This is a genomic window from Streptomyces sp. OZ13, assembly GCF_052068155.1.
Taxonomy (GTDB): Bacteria; Actinomycetota; Actinomycetes; order Streptomycetales; family Streptomycetaceae; genus Streptomyces.
The window spans coordinates 272,624-288,371 of sequence record NZ_JBQHCZ010000001.1 but is presented as its reverse complement, the minus strand read 5'-3'; the positions used below and the strand labels follow the sequence as shown (position 1 = coordinate 288,371).

Sequence of the window (15,748 nt, the reverse complement as noted above, 5' to 3'; positions counted from 1 at the left end):
GCGCGCACACCAACCGGCGGCCGGGGGAACAGTGCCGCCACGGGGAGGGATGAACCGTCATGCCGCGACACCGGCTCACCACGCAGGCCGGCTCCGACCAAGCTGCCTGCCGCGCCTGTTCCGACGCCGGAACAGTCGCCTGATCCGCGCGCACCGGTTCCGCCTCCTCCGACGGGCCGCCCCCTACTGCCCTCGTTCACCACGAAGGATGCCTTGTGCGCCCCAGACCAGGGTTGCTCAGACCCCGATCACGCAGATCTCCGATACTCACCCCCCTCGTCACCTCCGTGGCGGCGCTCGCCGTCCTCGGCGGCCTGGCCGCCCAGCCTGCTCCGGCGCAGCAGTTCGCCGGGCAGCGCACCGCCGCGGCGAGCGACTCCTACGACTGGTACAACGACACCCCCGCGGAACAACTGCGGCAGGACCAGTGCCTGATGTCCGACGTGCTGCGCCTGGGCGGACCGTCCATGGCCGCCGTCGCACAGGACGGCCTCAACCAGCCGCAGGACAAGCTCCGCGCCCTCGCCGACCGGCAGCACTGGGAGAACACACCGCTCGCGCAGGCGTACGCCAAGGACCGGGACGCCGCGGGCAAGGAGCTGGACGCCCTCCACGCCGTCCGGGACGGCTGGCAGGCGCCTCTTCAGGGGCTGACCACGCCTGCCGGTTTCACGGAGACCGGCTTCCACTGGCCGCCGGGCACACGTGAGGGGGAGGACTTCTACGCCCAGACCGGTCTGACCAAGTGGACCGCCGACCGGTTCTGGAAGGACGAGAGCGACTTCTACGAGGACCCGACTCCGCCGGCGGACGACGCGACACGCAAGGCCGTCAGCGATCTCGGCACCCCCCTCTACCCGGAGGACACCGACCCGTCGCTCCCCTCCGACGAGTGGAACCGCGCCCTCGTCGAGCGCGCCGCCTTCGAGTGGCTGAACGAGTCGGGCATCGACCCCACCGGCGCGGACGACGCCCGCGTCTTCCTCTCCTCCGGCGGCTTCCCCCGCACCGCACCCGCCGCGGGTTCGGCCGAGTTCCGTATCGCGGTCGAGGACCTGAAGACCCGGTTCGCGTCCTGCGCCTGGCGTGACCCGCTCGACCCGAACAAGGTTCTCGAGCCCCTCAGCGCCACCGCCGCCGCCGAGTGGCAGCAGGAGATCGCCTCGCAGGCCGTGCAGCGCAACCAGCTGCTGGACGCCAACAAGAACGCCACCCAGGCACTCGCCGCCGGTTCGAAGGCGCTGGGCGAGATGCTGGGGCATTCGTGGGTCGCCGACCACCTGGCCCGCTGGCAGGACTTCTGGTCCCCGGGCGGTGTCGGCTGGATCGGTGACAGCCCCGTGGTCGTCGAGCTGCGCGGCACCACGGGCAAATGCCTCGACGTCGAGGGCGCCAAGAAGACCAATGGCACCCCGGTCCAGGTGTACAAGTGCAACGGCTCGGCCGCGCAGCAGTGGCTGGTCGAGGGCGACGACCGGGGTCTGCACCTGCGCAACGTCAACTCCCAGAAGTGCCTGGACGTGTCCGGCACGAACTCCGCCGACGGCACGAAGATCCAGATCTGGACGTGCGGCAGCAGCCCGGCGCAGACCTGGGAGTACAACGTCCGCGCGACCACGCCCCTGAGGAACGTGGGTACGGGCAAGTGCCTCGACCTGCCCAAGTACGACGACAGCGTCAACGCTCGGCTGTGGACTTGCAGCGGCGCCGCCCCCCAGCGGTTCGGCATCGAGCCGTCCGGCCACAGCGGGGAGGCCATCCCCAAGGCCCAGTTCGACAAGGCGAAGAAGGGCGTCGCCGCCGCCCAGGCCGGGGCGAAGGCGCAGCTCGCCGTCCTGAAGAAGCACGCCGCCGCGGCGAAGACGGCGGCCACCGCCTCCGACACCGCGGAGCAGGCCGCCTACGCCGTCGCGGACAAGAACGGCGCGCCGCGTGGCCGCGGCCTGCTGGTCGGTCAGCAGAAGGCGCAGGTCACCCAAGGCGCGGCTGCCGCGCTGGAGGCCATGGTGAAGGCCGGCGAGACCGCCGAGGCCGCCACCCGCGCGTCCGCCGGCGACAGCCACACCATCGCGCAGCGCGCCTTGGCGCAGGCCGCGCAGTCGAAGGCGGAGTTCCGCAAGGAGGCGGCGCACACCGCCGAGTTGCAGGCGAAGGCCGCGGCGGACGCCGCCAAGGTGCACCGGGACAACGCCAAGAAGGACAAGGAGACCGCCGAGGCCAAGCTCGCCGAAGCCGTGCAGGCGGAGGCGGACGCCAAGGCGGCGGCTGCCGAGGCGCACGCCAAGCGGTTGTCGGCGGAGGCCGAGGAGAAGACGGCCGAGAAGGAGAAGGCGACCGCCGCGGCCAAGCAGTCCGAGGCGGCGCATCACCGTAAGACCGCCGAGGCCGAGGCGTCGAAGGCGCAGTCGGCCAAGGAGGCGGCGGAGTCGGCCGAGGGCACTGCGGTCGAGAAGAAGAACGCGGCGGAGAAGGCCCGCGACAAAGCGCGTGATCTGCGGGACGACGCGTGGGACGCGGAGCAGAAGGCGAACGCGGCGCGTGCCAAGGCGATCGCGAAGGAGGCGTTCGCGCAGGCGCACGAGTCCGATGCCAACGCCAAGGAGTCGAGGGCGGCGGCCGACGCGGCGGCGGGGCACGCCGATGACGCGGAGGCGGCGGCGGGCCGGGCCCGTACCGCGGCCGACTCCGCGACGCAGGCGGCGGCCGACGCGGACGCGGCGGCCACCCGTGCCGAGGCGGCCGCGAAGCGGGCCCGCTCGGACGCGGATGCCGCGCAGGCGGCGAAGCTGAAGGCGGACGCCGCGGTGCGGACCGCGACGAGCGCCGCCGCGGACGCGATCCAAGCCTCCAAGCACGCCGCTTCGGAGGCGCAGACCGCGGTCAAGCTCGCCAACGAGGCGGACGCGCGGGCCAAGGCCGCCAAGGGCCATGCGGACGAGGCGAACATGGAGGCCGGCAAGGCTCTGGCGGCAGCGGCGAAGGCGGCGGGCTTCGCCCATGTCACCGCCCAGGCCGCCGTCGACGCCGGGAACGCCGCCGCGCAGGTCGCCAAGCCGGCGAACGACGCGATCCAGCTCGGCTCCCCGTACGCCACCACGGACTCGGCAGCCGGCCTGGTCGTGCTGACGGGCCAGGCGTCGAAGTCGATCGCGGAGCAGCAGAAGGCCGTCGCCGACGCGCACGCCAAGAACGCGCAGCAGGAGGCCGCGCTCGCCCAGAGCCTGGCCGAGGCCGCGCAGGGCGACGCGAAGGCCGCGTATCAGCACGCCGCGAACGCCGCGGGCCACGCGGCCCGCGCGCGTACCTACTCGAAGGAGGCACTCGGCTACGCAGCCGACGCCGCCAAGGCCGCGTCCAAGGCGGCGGCGTCGCTGGCCCGCACGATCGAGTACGGCCGCCAGGCCACGGCGGACGCCGCGGCCGCGGACAAGGCGGCCGGCCGCGCCGAGGGCCACGCCAAGGACGCCCGCGAGTCCGCCGACGCGGCCGCGCTGGACGCCCAGGCCGCCCGCGACGCCGCAGCCGCGGCCGAGCAGGCCGCCAAGGACGCCCGCGCGGCGGCCACCCGCGCCGACGCCGCCGCCTCCGCGGCCGAACAAGCGGCGAAGGACGCCCAGAAGTACGCCGAATCCGCCCAGCAGGCAGCGGAATCCGCCGAACGCAAGGCCGCCAACCAGCAGGTCTCCACGGGAGCCGGCACCGGCATCGGCGGCACCTGGTACGTCGTCGACGAAGACACGATCAAGGTCACCGACGCCAAACAACTCAACGACTGCGTCATCGAGATCGGCTTCGAAGGCTGCACCGTCACCTTCGACGTGACGTTCACGGCGACCGTCGACTTCTACCTCTGCACCGACCCCGAGGTGCCGGCGACGGCGTCCGGCTGCCCGCCGGAGAACACCCTGCTTCTCGAGACCAAGACCTTCCCGGGTCTGAAGCAGGAGGTCACCCGGTACTTCAGCAAGCTCGACCTGATCCAGCAGACGGTCGTCTACCGGCTCATCAAGGCCGTTCTGGTCCAGGACTTCGTCGACTGCTATCACGGCAGCGCCGGCGCCTGTGCCTGGGCCGCGTCCAACTTCATCCCGGGCAAGGCCTTCGCCAAGATCGCCGAGGGCATCCGTGCCCTCGACGCCGCCATGCACACCGGTGTCGGCGTCGCCGACGCGTTCAAGGCGCTCAAGACCCTGGACCTGGACCCGGCGACCCTGGCCAAGCTCCAGAGCACGGTCAACACCTACGAGGACGTGGCCACCGCCTGCAGGGTCAACAGCTTCCCCGGCGACACGCAGGTCCTGATCCCGGACGGCACCCGCAAGGCCATCCGCGACGTCCGCACCGGTGACCTCGTCCTGGCGACGGACCTGTCGTCCGGACGGTCCGTCGCCCGGCCGGTGGTGGACACCTTCCGGCACGACACGCAAAGGCTCGTGGACATCTCGGTGGCGGACGGTGTGCTGACCAGCACCGTCGGCCACAGGTTCTACGTCGAAGGCCGCGGCTGGGTCCTGGTCTCCGACCTCCGGGTGGGCGACAGGATGCGCACACCGGACGGCTCGCTCCGTCCCGTGACCGGACTCGCGCAGCGGGGCGACCTCTCCCCCACCGAGGTGTTCGACCTGACGGTCGACGGTCTGCGCACGTTCTACGTCCGCCCCGAGGGGTCCGCGCAGGACCTCCTCGTCCACAACTGCACCAACATCGTGGCCGACGAGGGCGTCGGAGGGGCACACACCCTGGAGCAGCACGTCAACAAGACCGATGCCCAGATGATGGAGAAGGCCAGGAAGGCGCAGGGCGGGGTCGCCGGCAGGTGGACCGACGAGGCGACCGCGGCCCGTGCGGTGGACGAGGCCATGCAGCAGTGGATCCGGGAGCCCCGCAATGCGGAGCGGCTGGACGCCTGGGTGAAGAAGGAGGCCCAGAAGCAGGGCAAGCCGGGCTACATCTTCGACGCGAAGCGGGATGCCCTCCCCATCGAGTGGACGCTCAGGAACGAAGGGTCCCTCGGCACCGTCTTCAAGGTCGGTGGCCCCGCTGCCGGTGAAGCGGCGAGCAACAAGGTGAGGATCCTGCTGAAGTACGTGGGCAAGCAGCACAAGCCCAGCAAGTACGTCGTCTTCACGGCCTACCCGCTGCCGTGACCGCACCGCACTGATCCACACCGACGAGAACCGCGGGCACCCCTCCGGGCGGAGGGGTGCCCGCACCCATCAGGAGGCCCCATGCCGCACCGGACGCGCCCGATCCACTACGTCGACCATGAGGCGGACTTCGGCCTCAGCGGCCTGGCCGGGACCGTCTGCTCCCGTTCGACGCTGCGCCTCGACGGGCCGACCGTGCTCGCCCTCGCGCGGCGGGCCGCGACCGAGGACGAGGACGAGCAACTGGGCAGGGACGCCCGGCTGCTGCTGGACTCTCGGCTTCCGGACACGGTCGTCCACACCGTGTGGCTGGCCGCCACGCGCGGCTGCTTCGACCCGGTGGAGGAGGGCACGGACATGCGGGCGTGGCTGCGCCGTGTCGCCGGCGTGTGCCCGGCACCGGGAGCGGAGCCTGGCGGGTTCGACGGCGGCGCACGGGTGGAAGCCGGGCCGGTGGTGCCGGAGGAGGAACTGAGCCGTGCCGTCACCGCGGAGATCGACCTGACCGCAGCCGGTCTCGAGCGCCGGGTCGCCGTACCCGGCATCGTCGCGGCCCTGCACCGGCTCGTGCGTGATGCGGACGCGGACCTCGGGTTTCGCATGTTCCTGCGTGCCGCGAAGGCCTACGCCGTTCCGATCGAAGCGGACCAGTACGACCGGCTCCTCGCGATCGGCGACCGCCTGGCCTACCCGGGGTCCGCCGTGTACGAGGAGCTGACCGTGAGGTGGCCCCCCGTCGACCCCGGCCGGCGCGACTTCGCGTACGGGCGTTTCGGGCTGCCCGTCCTCGCGGCCGTCTTCTACGGGTCGGGCCGGCGTGACGAAGGGACGCTGCGCGAGAACATCGAGCGCGTCACCCATGCCGACGCCGGGCTCGTCCCGGGATCACAGGCGGCGGTGCTTCTGGAGGACGTACAGCGCCTGTCGCGCTCCGCCCTGCCGGACGACGCGGTGACCGCGCTGTGGCGAGCGGCGTCGGGACGGTGGAACGACACCGACGACTTCGACGCCGACGGTCGGACATGGCTCGAGCAGATCGCCGAGGTGTGCCAGGAGCGGCTGAAGGACGTGGACCCCGCCTACGTCCCCCTCGTGTCGCCCGCCCGGACGGAGTCGGCGGACCTGGTCCTGCGCGAGGTCCGGCAGGCCGCCCCGGAACTGACGGACCGCCCGGAGCACGCCGGAGCCCCGGCGCTCCGCAGCGCCGTGCCGGCGCTGGAGGCGTGCGTCACAGCCGTCGACCCGGACCTCGCGTTCCGCCTGCTCCTGCAGACTCTCGGCACCTGCGACGTCACGATCGACGGAGACCGCCGGGCCCGCTTCGAGGCGATCGCCGAGCGGCTCGGCTACAGCGAGGACCATGTCGAGGACCGGTTGCCCGTCGATCCGTGGTGACGCCCACGCCACCGGGCGGGCGCGGAACAGCGGAACCTCGACGCCACGGCGCGCCGATCACGCGTTGCCCGGCACTTGGACGCGGTCCGGACCCGCTACGGCGAGCACCACGTGTCCGACGCACTGGAGCGGTTCGTTGAGCACGACTGACCCGGGGGCGGTGCCGCGGACGGCGGGCCGGAGTCCAGGGACGGGCGCGATCACGGCAGAGTCGGGAGCGACCGAAGCGCCCCCGGCCCCTGCCACCCCTGCTGTACGGAACCCCCTGCCGGTACGGCCCGGTCGGCACAGGGCAGCGGCCGTTTGACCCTCCCGGAAGGTGCTGGCAGGGTCGGGCCATGCTCACCTTCCGCGCCCCTGACGGGACAGTTCTCGCGTGCCATGTCTCCGGCGACGGCCCGCCGTTGATCTGCCTGCCGGGCGGCCCCATGCGGGCATCCGCCTACTTCGGCGACCTCGGGGGCCTCGCAGCGGCCGGCCACCGGGTGGTCAGCGTCGACCTGCGCGGGACGGGCGCGTCCGCGGCCGCCACCGACCCCGCCTCGTACCGCTGTGACCGGTTGGTGGACGACGTCGAGGCGCTGCGCCTGCACCTCGGTCTCGACCAAATGCGTCTCCTCGGACACTCGGCCGGGGCGGAGTTGGCGACTCTCTACACGGCCCGGTACCCGAAGCGTGTCTCCGACCTGGTGCTCGTGACGCCCGGCTCCCAGGCCGTCGGTGGCCGGGTCACCGCCGAGGACCGCTTGGAGATCGCGCGGCTGCGGCGTGAAGAGGAGTGGTTCCCTGCTGCCTTCGAGGCGCTGCAGGCGATCACCGAGGGACGGGCGACAGACGCCCATTGGGAGGCTGCTGCCCCCTTCACCCACGGACGGTGGGATGCCGCGGCCCGCGCCCACCGGGCGGCGGGCGCGGAACAGCGGAACCGGGAGGCTGCGGCGGTGTACGACGCGGAGGGCGCCTTCACCCCCGCGGCGACTCGCGAAGCACTGGCAGGGTTCGAGGGACGGTCTCTGCTGCTGGCAGCCGAGTTCGATGTCGCCGCACCGCCGCGCAAGGTGGCGGCGGCCGCCGAGGCGTTCCCTCGGGCCGAGACCGTCGTTCTGCCGGGAGCCGGCCACTTCCCATGGCACGACGCCCCGGAGGGGTTCGTCCGCGCCGTCACCGGCTTCCTGGGCTGACCCCGGCTCGAGCGGAGGGTCCTCACTCGTTCTCCGGAACACGGACCCCGTGACTTCTTCGGCCGGTGCCCAACGGGCAAGGACACCCCGCGACCGCTTGGCTGCCCATCGCGGAGCTGTGCCGCCAGGGCAGGCTGGACTGGTCTGCTTGATCAGTTCCTCCTGCGACATGCCGGGGGCATTCGGCCGTCAGCTCGCAGAGCGCGAGACGTGAATCAGCCGTGAACCGCCGAATCGGTCGACCTCGGCGCAGTGGCGCGTCGGCGTGTTCACCGTCCACCGGCCGTCCACCGCTCACCCGCCGGGCGGGGGCTGCCTCATGTCAGGGAACAGAGGTGAGACAGGTGAGGGCACGGTGACGTCTGTGGTGCCGCAGACGCCGGCCCCCGAGATCAGAGGTCCTGGATACGCCGGAAGGGACGCTCGGCCTCCAGGACGAACGCGACCTCCAAGAGGGTCCGTTCGTCGCCGGGGCGGCCGGAGAACATGACACCGATGGGCAGCCCCTCGTCTGTCACGCTCGCGGCGGGCACCGAGATGGACGGCGTGCCGACGACGTTGTTGATCGGGGTGAACGCCACGTACGCGAGGATCCGTTCGATCAGCGTCGGGAAGGGGACGGTCGGGGCGAGGTGGCCGATCGGCGGCGTCGTGTGGGCGAGTACGGGCGAAAGCACGAGGTCGACCCCACGGAACGCCGCCGCGTACGCCTCCCGCGTACGCCTCAGCCTCCGCACCACACCAGGGGTGCTCGACCACTTCTTCACGTACATCTCGCGAAGTCCTCGGCTGAGACCGTCCATGCGGCGCCGGTCGAAGCCGTCGCCGAGGGTGCGGCCCGTGACGCCGATCAGGAACGACAGCATGCCCCAGTAGGTGAGGAAGTCTTCTGTGAAGCGGGGGTCGATCGCCGGCTCCACCGGCTGAACGGTGTGGCCGAGCCGCTCGAGCGTCGCCGCCGTGTCCATGACGGCCGCGCGGCCGGCGTCGTCGGTTCGGACTCCGTTCGGCGAGTCGAGCATGAGCCCGATGCGCAGCCGCCGCTCCGAGGGGCCTTCGACCAGGCCGACGGGCGGCAGCTTCGGGTTTCGCCAGTGCGTCTCGGCGGCGGCCAGGAACGCGGCGGAGTCCCGCACCGTGCGGCTCACGATGCCGTCGCCCACGATGTCGAGCGGCAGTTGGCGGCTCTGCGCATTGGCCACGACCCTGCCGCGCGTCGGCTTCAGACCGACGAGTCCGCAGCAGGCAGCGGGAATGCGGATCGAGCCGCCGCCGTCGTTGGCGTGCGCGACGGGCACGGCCCCGGCCGCGACGAGCGCCGCGCTGCCGCCCGACGAGCCGCCCGCCGAGTGGCCGGTGCCCCATGGGTTGCGGACGGGTTCCGCGTCCTCGTACTCCGTGGTCGGGCTGAACCCGAACTCGGGCAACCGGGTCTTGCCCAGCACGGTGACTCCGCTGCTCAAGAACTGCCGGGTGAACGGCGCGTGCCGGCGAGCGGCCCTCGGAGCGAACGCGGCGCTGCCGTGTCCGGTGGGCAGTCCCCGGTAGTCGGTGTTGTCCTTGACGAAGGTCGGCACCCCCGCGAAGACGCCGCCGGCCTCCCGGTCGGGTGCGGGGGCGTCCATGTGCACCTCGACGGCGTTGAGCCGCGCCTCCATCGCCCTGACCCGCGCCACCGCGTCACGGGCGGCCTCGGCGGCGCCGACCTCCCGACGCCGGATCGCCTCGGCGAGCCCGACCGCATCGTGCTCCCCGAGAGCATCGTCACGGAACGCGTGCACCGTTGTCTGTTCCTCGAAAGTCGTCACCGCTGGCTCCGCCCGTGGACGCGTGGATGGTTGTCCGGCATCATTCCTTACCGGCGAGTAGCAGACGAGGGCCGGTACGAGACCTCCACACGATCCGGTCGCACCGACCCCACCGGGGCACCACCCCGGCAGCAACGCCGGTCGCGGTCCTGGCGCGGGGCGCGGCGTCGGCCGCCCCCGTTCCCGCCGCCCTCTCGGCCGGCATCGCGACGGAAACCGGGATCGAGCTCCCCCGCCCCGCGGGCCGCCACCCCGTCGGGACGCAGACCCTGCACCTGACCGACCACCGGCGCAGCGACCCGTGGATGCCTTCGGCCGCCAGGGAACTCATGGTGTCGGTGCACTACCCCGCACGGACCGGAAGGGGGCGTTAGGGGCACCGTAGCCTTTCGTACGCGCTCATGATCGACCCCCGGCGGATCGGCGCGGCAGGACACTCCGTCGGAGGTGCCTCCGCCGCCACGCTCATGGCTCAGGACCGGCGTGTGCGCGCCGGTGTCAACCCGGACGGGGACTTCTTCGCCCGTCTTCCCGAGACGGGTCTGGACGCCCGCCCGTTCATGATGATGGGGTCCGCAGCCGACCACGGCCCCGGCAACGCCGAGAGCGACTGGCAGGCGGCCTGGGCCCGTCTCGACGGCTGGAAACGCTGGCTGACGGTCTCGGGCGCCGAACACTTCTCCTTCACGGATCTGCTGGTCCTGGCGGAGCAGCTCGGTCTGGCCGATCCCGCCGCGCCGCTCCCGGCGGAGCGCGCATGGCAGCACACGCGCGACTACACGGCCGCCTTCTTCGACATGCATCTGCGTGGCATGTCACGCCCCCTGCTCGACGGCCCCGTCGCCGATCGTCCGGAGGTCGAGTTCCAGCCGCGGTGACCCGCGGTCCTCGCCGTCTTCGCCGTCGACTTCTTCACGCGACCCGTCGACGGCTTGCTCGCGAGGCGCGGCTTCTCAGTTGGCGAGCAGCCACCATGCGGTGTGGGCAAGGGTGGCCCGTATCAGGTCGGCGTACGGGTACGCGCCGGACGGTCGGTTGCCGGTCAGGGCCGGTCCGGTCCGCGGTAGGGCAGGGTCTGGCTGTAGACCACACTCGTGGTCGTGCTGCCGAAACCGGCCAGCTCGTCCATGAGTGTCTCCAGATGGCCCATGGAGGTCGCGGCCACCTTGAGGGTGTAGCAGTCGTCACCCGTCGTACGCAGGCACTCCAGGATCTCCCTCCGCTCGGCGAGCAGCCGGCGCAACGGCTGGTGGTGGTTGCCCGGGTACTTCAACCGGACGACGGCGAGCACGGGGTAGCCGACCTTGGTCAGGTCGACCACCGCGTGATAGCCGGTTATGACGCCCAGGGCCTCCAACTGCCGCACCCGTTCCGTGGTGGCCGAGGGGCTGAGGCTCACGCGTCGGCCCAACTCGCTGATCGAGATGCGTGCTTCCTGCTGCAACTGGGTGATGATCGCCCAGTCGACGTCATCGAGGTTCGCGGTCATGCCGCGAATCTACCGGGAAATCGACGGCAGATCGCCGCTACGACCAGGAAGAGTTCGTTCCGTGTTTCTGGTTCGCCGGGATAGCCTCCGGTCATGCAACTGGGCGTCAACGTACCCAACTTCGGACCAGGAACAGATCCCGGCGTGCTGCGCGAGTGGGCACGGATCACCGAGGGGCTCGGCTTCGACCTCCTCATGATGTCGGACCACGTGGCCGTCACCCCCGACGTGGCCGAGCAGTACCCGGAGCCGTTCTACGAACCGTTCACCACCCTGTCCTGGCTGGCCGGTGTCACCACCGGACTGCGCCTGGGCACGACCGTGCTCGTCATGCCCTACCGGCATCCGCTGCTGCTCGCGCGTATGGCAGCCAACCTCGACCTGCTCAGCGGCGGGCGGCTCGTGCTCGGCGTCGGCATCGGCTGGGCACGTCAGGAGTTCGACGCGCTCGGCGTGCCGTTCGCCGAACGCGGCAGGCTCACCGACGAGTACCTGGCGGCCCTGCGGAACGCCTGGCGTGAGGAAGCCGACGGCCCCACCACCTCGGTACCCATCTGGGTCGGCGGCAACAGCGAGGCCGCCGTGCGGCGCGCCGTCAGGTTCGGCGACGCCTGGCATCCCCTGAGGAACACGATGCCCTGGCTGCGCTCGGCCGTGGCGGACCACTCGCTGCCGGGGTTCACGCCCCGCATCGCACTGCGGCTGACCACGGCGCCGGTCGACGATCCTGACCGGCTCGCCGGCGTCGGAACCATCGAGCAGGTCCTCGAAGATCTCGACGAGTTGCGACGGCTCGGCGCCGACACCGTCGTGCTCGACCCCTACGACGGAGATCCGGAGGAGACCCGCCGGCCCCATGTGGCCTGGCAGGCACTCACGGCCGTGGCCACACACTGGAGGACACCATCATGATCTCTCCCGCCGACGCGGTGCACCTGCGGCGGGCGATCGCCCTCGCGGCCCACGCCGTCACGCTGGGCGACGCGCCGTACGGCTCCCTGCTGGTCGGCCCGGACGGCGCGACTCTCGCCGAAGCACACAACACGGTGCAGCGCGACAACGACATCAGCGCCCACCCGGAACTGAAGCTCGCCCGCTGGGCCGCCCGGGAACTCGACAAGGACACGGCCGCGCGCACCACCCTGTACACCAGCTGTCAGCCTTGCGGGATGTGCGCCGGCGGCATCGTCCGCTCCGGTCTCGGTCGCGTCGTCTACGCGCTCTCCACCGAGCAGCTCATCGAGCTCAACCCGGCCGGGGCCTGGCCGACGGTCACTGAGCTCGGTCCTGCCCTGTTCCCCGAGGCCCGCGCCCCCATCGACGCCTACTACCAGTCGTGACACCGTCAGCAGGCGTACTGGGCGGCGCCCGGCCGACTCCTGCAGCGCACTCCGTGCAAACAGCGCGCCACTGGTCGGCTCCGTGGAATCGAGCCGGCTCCCGTGGACGGGCCGGTCACGACGAGCCGGCACCCGTGGACGGCCCGGGCAGCACGGCCGTGGTGCTTCTCATGGCGAGGCCGAGCCCCGCCGGTCGCCGGACCGGCCGGGATCGGCGTCGCGTGTTCACGACCACCGGTCAGCCGTCGAACAGGTCGACGGTGAGACCAGCTGCAAGACCACGAAGTGAGCGGCCGCGCGACGATCAGCCGTCGCCCGGCCGGGGCGGCGGTGCCCCTGACCCGCGCTGCTCCTGCACCCGGCGCCGCGCGTTCAGCGCCCATTCCTCGACCCCGTGGCGCAGCTCGTGCAGGCCCTCGTCGAACCGCCGCCACGCCGGAGCGGGATCCCCCGCCGGAAACGCTCCCGCGTAATCGTCGAAGTCCTCCAGGAGTCGGCCGGCCAGACGGGACAGCCGCTCCGCGTCCGCCACCTCGGGATCGTCCGCGGACAGACGCAGAGCGGAGTGGCGCAACAACAGGTCCTGGTACAGCTCCTGCGCACGAGTGAGCCCCTCCCCCACCGCGTTCCCGCGCCCCAGCCCTTCCTCGAAGTACCGGGGCCCTACAGCGGCCAGGTGGACGAGCGCCATACGCACGTTCTCGATGCCGTTCAGGAACTGCGCGTACGCATCCCGCCGGGCCAGCCAGAGCGCGTCCTCCCGATGCCCGTCCAACTGGAGCCGCACACCGGCCAACGCCGCCTCGACCTGTGCCCTCCCCGCCTCGCGAGCGGCATCGAGGGCGGCCTTGTTCGCGCGGCGGCCCGTGTGCAAGGCCGCCAGTGCCATGACGAGCGTTGCCCCGACGCCGATGCCCGCGGCCCAGACGGCCGCCTCCCCCTGGTCCATGGCCGGATTGTGGCACCGTGGCCGGGGTGCGTGCACTGCCTCCGGCTGCGCATCCGGTTGGGCCGCCGTGCCGCCAACTGCACTGTGTCGACATCTGGCGTGACCGGCCGGAGCCGCGGCGGTGAGGGCGCCATCGACGGCAACGAGACCGTGCCGGCTGTCTTCCACGCCCCGCTCGCCTCTGTCCGGCGTCTCCCGCACCCGGGCCGTACACCGCTCGAGCCGTCACCGGCCCCGAGCGATCAGCGGGATCGTGAGCGGAAGGTGCGGCGGTAGGTGTCCGGCGGTACGCCGACCGTACGGTTGAAGTGCCGGCGCAGCGTCGTCGCGGTGCCCATGCCGGTGGCCGCCGCGACGGCGTCGACACTGTCGTCGGTCTTCTCCAGCAGTTCCTGGGCGTGGCGGATCCGCTGGATCAGCAGCCATTGCAGCGGGGTGGTGCCGGTCGCCGCCCTGAAATGGCGGGCCAGGTGGCGCGAGCTCATCCGTGCCTGGCGGGCCAGGTCCTCCACGGTCAGCGGCTGGTCGAGCCGTTCGATGATCCAGGGAAGCAGGGAGGCGAGCGGATGGTCGTCCTGGGCAGGCACCGGGGTTGTGACGAACTGGGCCTGACCGCCCGCCCGGTGCGGCGGTACGACCAGGCGGCGGGCGACGGCGTTGGCGACCGACGAGCCGTGGTCGAGGCGCACGAGGTGCAGGCAGAGGTCCAGAGCGGCGGCCTTGCCGGCGGAGGTGAGCACGCTGCCGTTGTCCACGTAGAGGACGTCCGGGTCGACCTCCAGCCGGGGGTAACGGGCGGCCAGAGCCTCGGTGTGTGCCCAGTGCGTGGTCGCGCGCTTCCCGTCCAGCAGGCCGGCCGCGGCCAGTACGAACACGCCCGTGCAGAGGGAGACCACACGCGCGCCCGCCTCGTGGGCCGCGCGCACCGCGTCGACCAGGTCGGCGGGCGGGTCCTCGTCGACGTCGGCCCAGCCGGGGACGATCACGGTGTCGGCGTGCCGGAGCCGGTCGAGCCCGGAGTCGGGCGCGAGCAGGAACCGGCCGACCGGCACGGCGACCGGTCCGCAGACGGTGACGTCGTACCAGGGGACCGTCACGCCGGCCGGGGCGGCGCCGAACACCTCGTACGCCAGGGACATTTCGAAGTGCAGCATTCCGTCGGTGACGGCAAGCGCGACAGTAGCCATGTCGGGAATTGTACGGGTCATGTCGTTCCAGACACTCACGATCGGTCGCCCCTGCCCGCCAGGATGTACTCAGTGGATCACTCGAGCACAGGAGAGAACCGATGGGATCGGGACAGTTGGTTACGGTGTACGGCGCGTACGGGCACACCGGGCGGTTCGTGGTGACGGAGCTGCGGAAGCGCGGGTTCGTCCCGGTTCTCTCCGGCCGCGACGCCGGCAAGCTCCAGGCACTGGTGGCGTCCTTCCCCGGCCTCGAGGCCAGGGCGGCGTCGGTCGACGATCCGGCGGCGCTCGACCGCGCGCTGGCCGGGACGACTGCGGTGATCAACTGTGCCGGACCCTTCGCCACGACTGCCGCGCCCGTGATCGAGGCGGCGCTGCGGGCCGGGATCCCTTACGTGGACGTGGCGGCCGAGATCGAGGCCAACGTCGACACGTTCGCGCACTTCACGGACCGTGCCCGCGCCGCGGGAGCCGTGGTCGTTCCCGCGATGGCCTTCTTCGGCGCCCTCGGTGACCTGCTGGCCACCGCGGCGATGGGCGAGTGGACGGCTGCCGACGAGGCGCACGTCGCGTACGGGCTGAACAGTTGGCAGCCGACCGGCGGGACGCGGGACGCGGGTGCGGTCTCCCGGCAGCGGCGGGGTGGCGCACGCGTCGTCTACCGGAACGGTCGGCTGGACTACCGCCGGGACGAGGCGACGACCCTCAAGTGGCCCTTCCCCGACCCGCTGGGCGCCCGGGAGGTCATCGGGGAGTTCACGATGGCCGACGTCGTCACCGTCCCCAGCCATCTGTCCATCCCGGAAGTGCGCACCTACATGACCGTCGAGGCGGCCCGGGACCTGTCCGCGCCGGACACGCCGGCTCCCACCGCGGTCGACGAGGACGGGCGGTCCGCGCAGACCTTCCTGGTCGACGTCGTCGTGCGCTCCGGCGGCAACGAGCGGCGGGCCGTGGCGAGGGGCCAGGACATCTACGCCGTCACCGCGCCGCTCGCGGTGGAAGCGGTCGACCGCATCCTCACGGGACGGACCAGGACGGTCGGCGTCGCCTCGGCCGGCGAGATCTTCGACGCGTCCGACTTCCTCCGCGCACTGTCCGCACACCTCTCCGTCGAACTGCCGGCCACGGCGGGCGGGCCGGTGGGCACGCACCTCGACACCGTCGAAGGGCCGTAGCAGCAGGGCGGGCCTCCGCCGCACTCCGGTCTGTGGACGTCGTGCGGCGGCGTCGCGGCACCATGCGTGCG

Annotated in this window: 11 protein-coding genes; 7 read left to right on the top strand and 4 right to left on the bottom strand. The window is 72.1% G+C overall.

Going from position 1 to position 15,748, the window contains the following annotated elements; all coding sequences use genetic code 11:
* Window positions 1-287: 287 nt before the first annotated feature.
* The 3 genes from ACTMTU_RS01270 to ACTMTU_RS01260 all read left to right on the top strand — a co-directional run bounded on the left by ACTMTU_RS01270 (window position 288) and on the right by ACTMTU_RS01260 (window position 7,723).
* On the top strand, window positions 288-5,147 hold the full coding sequence (locus tag ACTMTU_RS01270; RefSeq protein ID WP_441261528.1) for an RICIN domain-containing protein: 4,860 nt from the start codon (window positions 288-290) through the stop codon (window positions 5,145-5,147).
* Window positions 5,148-5,228: 81 nt separating this feature from the next.
* Entirely contained in the window at window positions 5,229-6,542 is a 1,314-nt protein-coding gene (locus ACTMTU_RS01265; protein WP_441261527.1) for a hypothetical protein, read from the top strand.
* Window positions 6,543-6,880: 338 nt separating this feature from the next.
* A complete protein-coding gene (locus ACTMTU_RS01260) occupies window positions 6,881-7,723 on the top strand; it encodes an alpha/beta fold hydrolase (protein WP_441261526.1) in 843 nt (280 codons plus the stop codon).
* Window positions 7,724-8,115: 392 nt separating this feature from the next.
* On the opposite strand, the gene ACTMTU_RS01255 is transcribed toward ACTMTU_RS01260, so the two are convergent.
* A complete protein-coding gene (locus tag ACTMTU_RS01255; RefSeq protein WP_441261525.1) occupies window positions 8,116-9,531 on the bottom strand; it encodes an amidase in 1,416 nt (471 codons plus the stop codon).
* A 401-nt stretch (window positions 9,532-9,932) separates the two neighbouring features.
* Between ACTMTU_RS01255 and ACTMTU_RS01250 the strand changes: the two genes are divergently transcribed.
* Window positions 9,933-10,409, top strand: a complete 477-nt coding sequence (locus ACTMTU_RS01250) for a hypothetical protein (protein WP_441261524.1) — start codon at window positions 9,933-9,935, stop codon at window positions 10,407-10,409.
* A gap of 164 nt (window positions 10,410-10,573) precedes the next feature.
* On the opposite strand, the gene ACTMTU_RS01245 is transcribed toward ACTMTU_RS01250, so the two are convergent.
* Window positions 10,574-11,020 (bottom strand): Lrp/AsnC family transcriptional regulator, encoded by a 447-nt coding sequence (locus tag ACTMTU_RS01245; protein ID WP_441261523.1) that lies wholly within the window; start codon window positions 11,018-11,020, stop codon window positions 10,574-10,576.
* A gap of 93 nt (window positions 11,021-11,113) precedes the next feature.
* Between ACTMTU_RS01245 and ACTMTU_RS01240 the strand changes: the two genes are divergently transcribed.
* The gene (locus ACTMTU_RS01240; RefSeq protein WP_441261522.1) at window positions 11,114-11,932 is read left to right on the top strand and encodes an LLM class flavin-dependent oxidoreductase; all 819 of its coding nucleotides are present in this window, start codon (window positions 11,114-11,116) and stop codon (window positions 11,930-11,932) included.
* Complete coding sequence (locus tag ACTMTU_RS01235; RefSeq protein ID WP_441261521.1) at window positions 11,929-12,360, top strand: nucleoside deaminase; 432 nt, start codon at window positions 11,929-11,931, stop codon at window positions 12,358-12,360. Before ACTMTU_RS01240 ends, ACTMTU_RS01235 begins: the two co-directional genes overlap by 4 nt.
* A 304-nt stretch (window positions 12,361-12,664) precedes the next feature.
* Here ACTMTU_RS01235 and ACTMTU_RS01230 read toward each other — a convergent pair whose 3' ends face one another.
* A complete protein-coding gene (locus ACTMTU_RS01230; protein ID WP_441261520.1) occupies window positions 12,665-13,309 on the bottom strand; it encodes a hypothetical protein in 645 nt (214 codons plus the stop codon).
* 242 nt (window positions 13,310-13,551) lie between these two features.
* Window positions 13,552-14,496 carry a helix-turn-helix domain-containing protein gene (locus tag ACTMTU_RS01225; protein ID WP_441261519.1) on the bottom strand — a complete coding sequence of 315 codons (945 nt, stop codon included), beginning with the start codon at window positions 14,494-14,496 and terminating at the stop codon, window positions 13,552-13,554.
* Between the two features lie 101 nt (window positions 14,497-14,597).
* Between ACTMTU_RS01225 and ACTMTU_RS01220 the strand changes: the two genes are divergently transcribed.
* On the top strand, window positions 14,598-15,677 hold the full coding sequence (locus ACTMTU_RS01220) for a saccharopine dehydrogenase family protein (RefSeq protein WP_441261518.1): 1,080 nt from the start codon (window positions 14,598-14,600) through the stop codon (window positions 15,675-15,677).
* The last annotated feature ends 71 nt before the right edge of the window (window positions 15,678-15,748 follow it).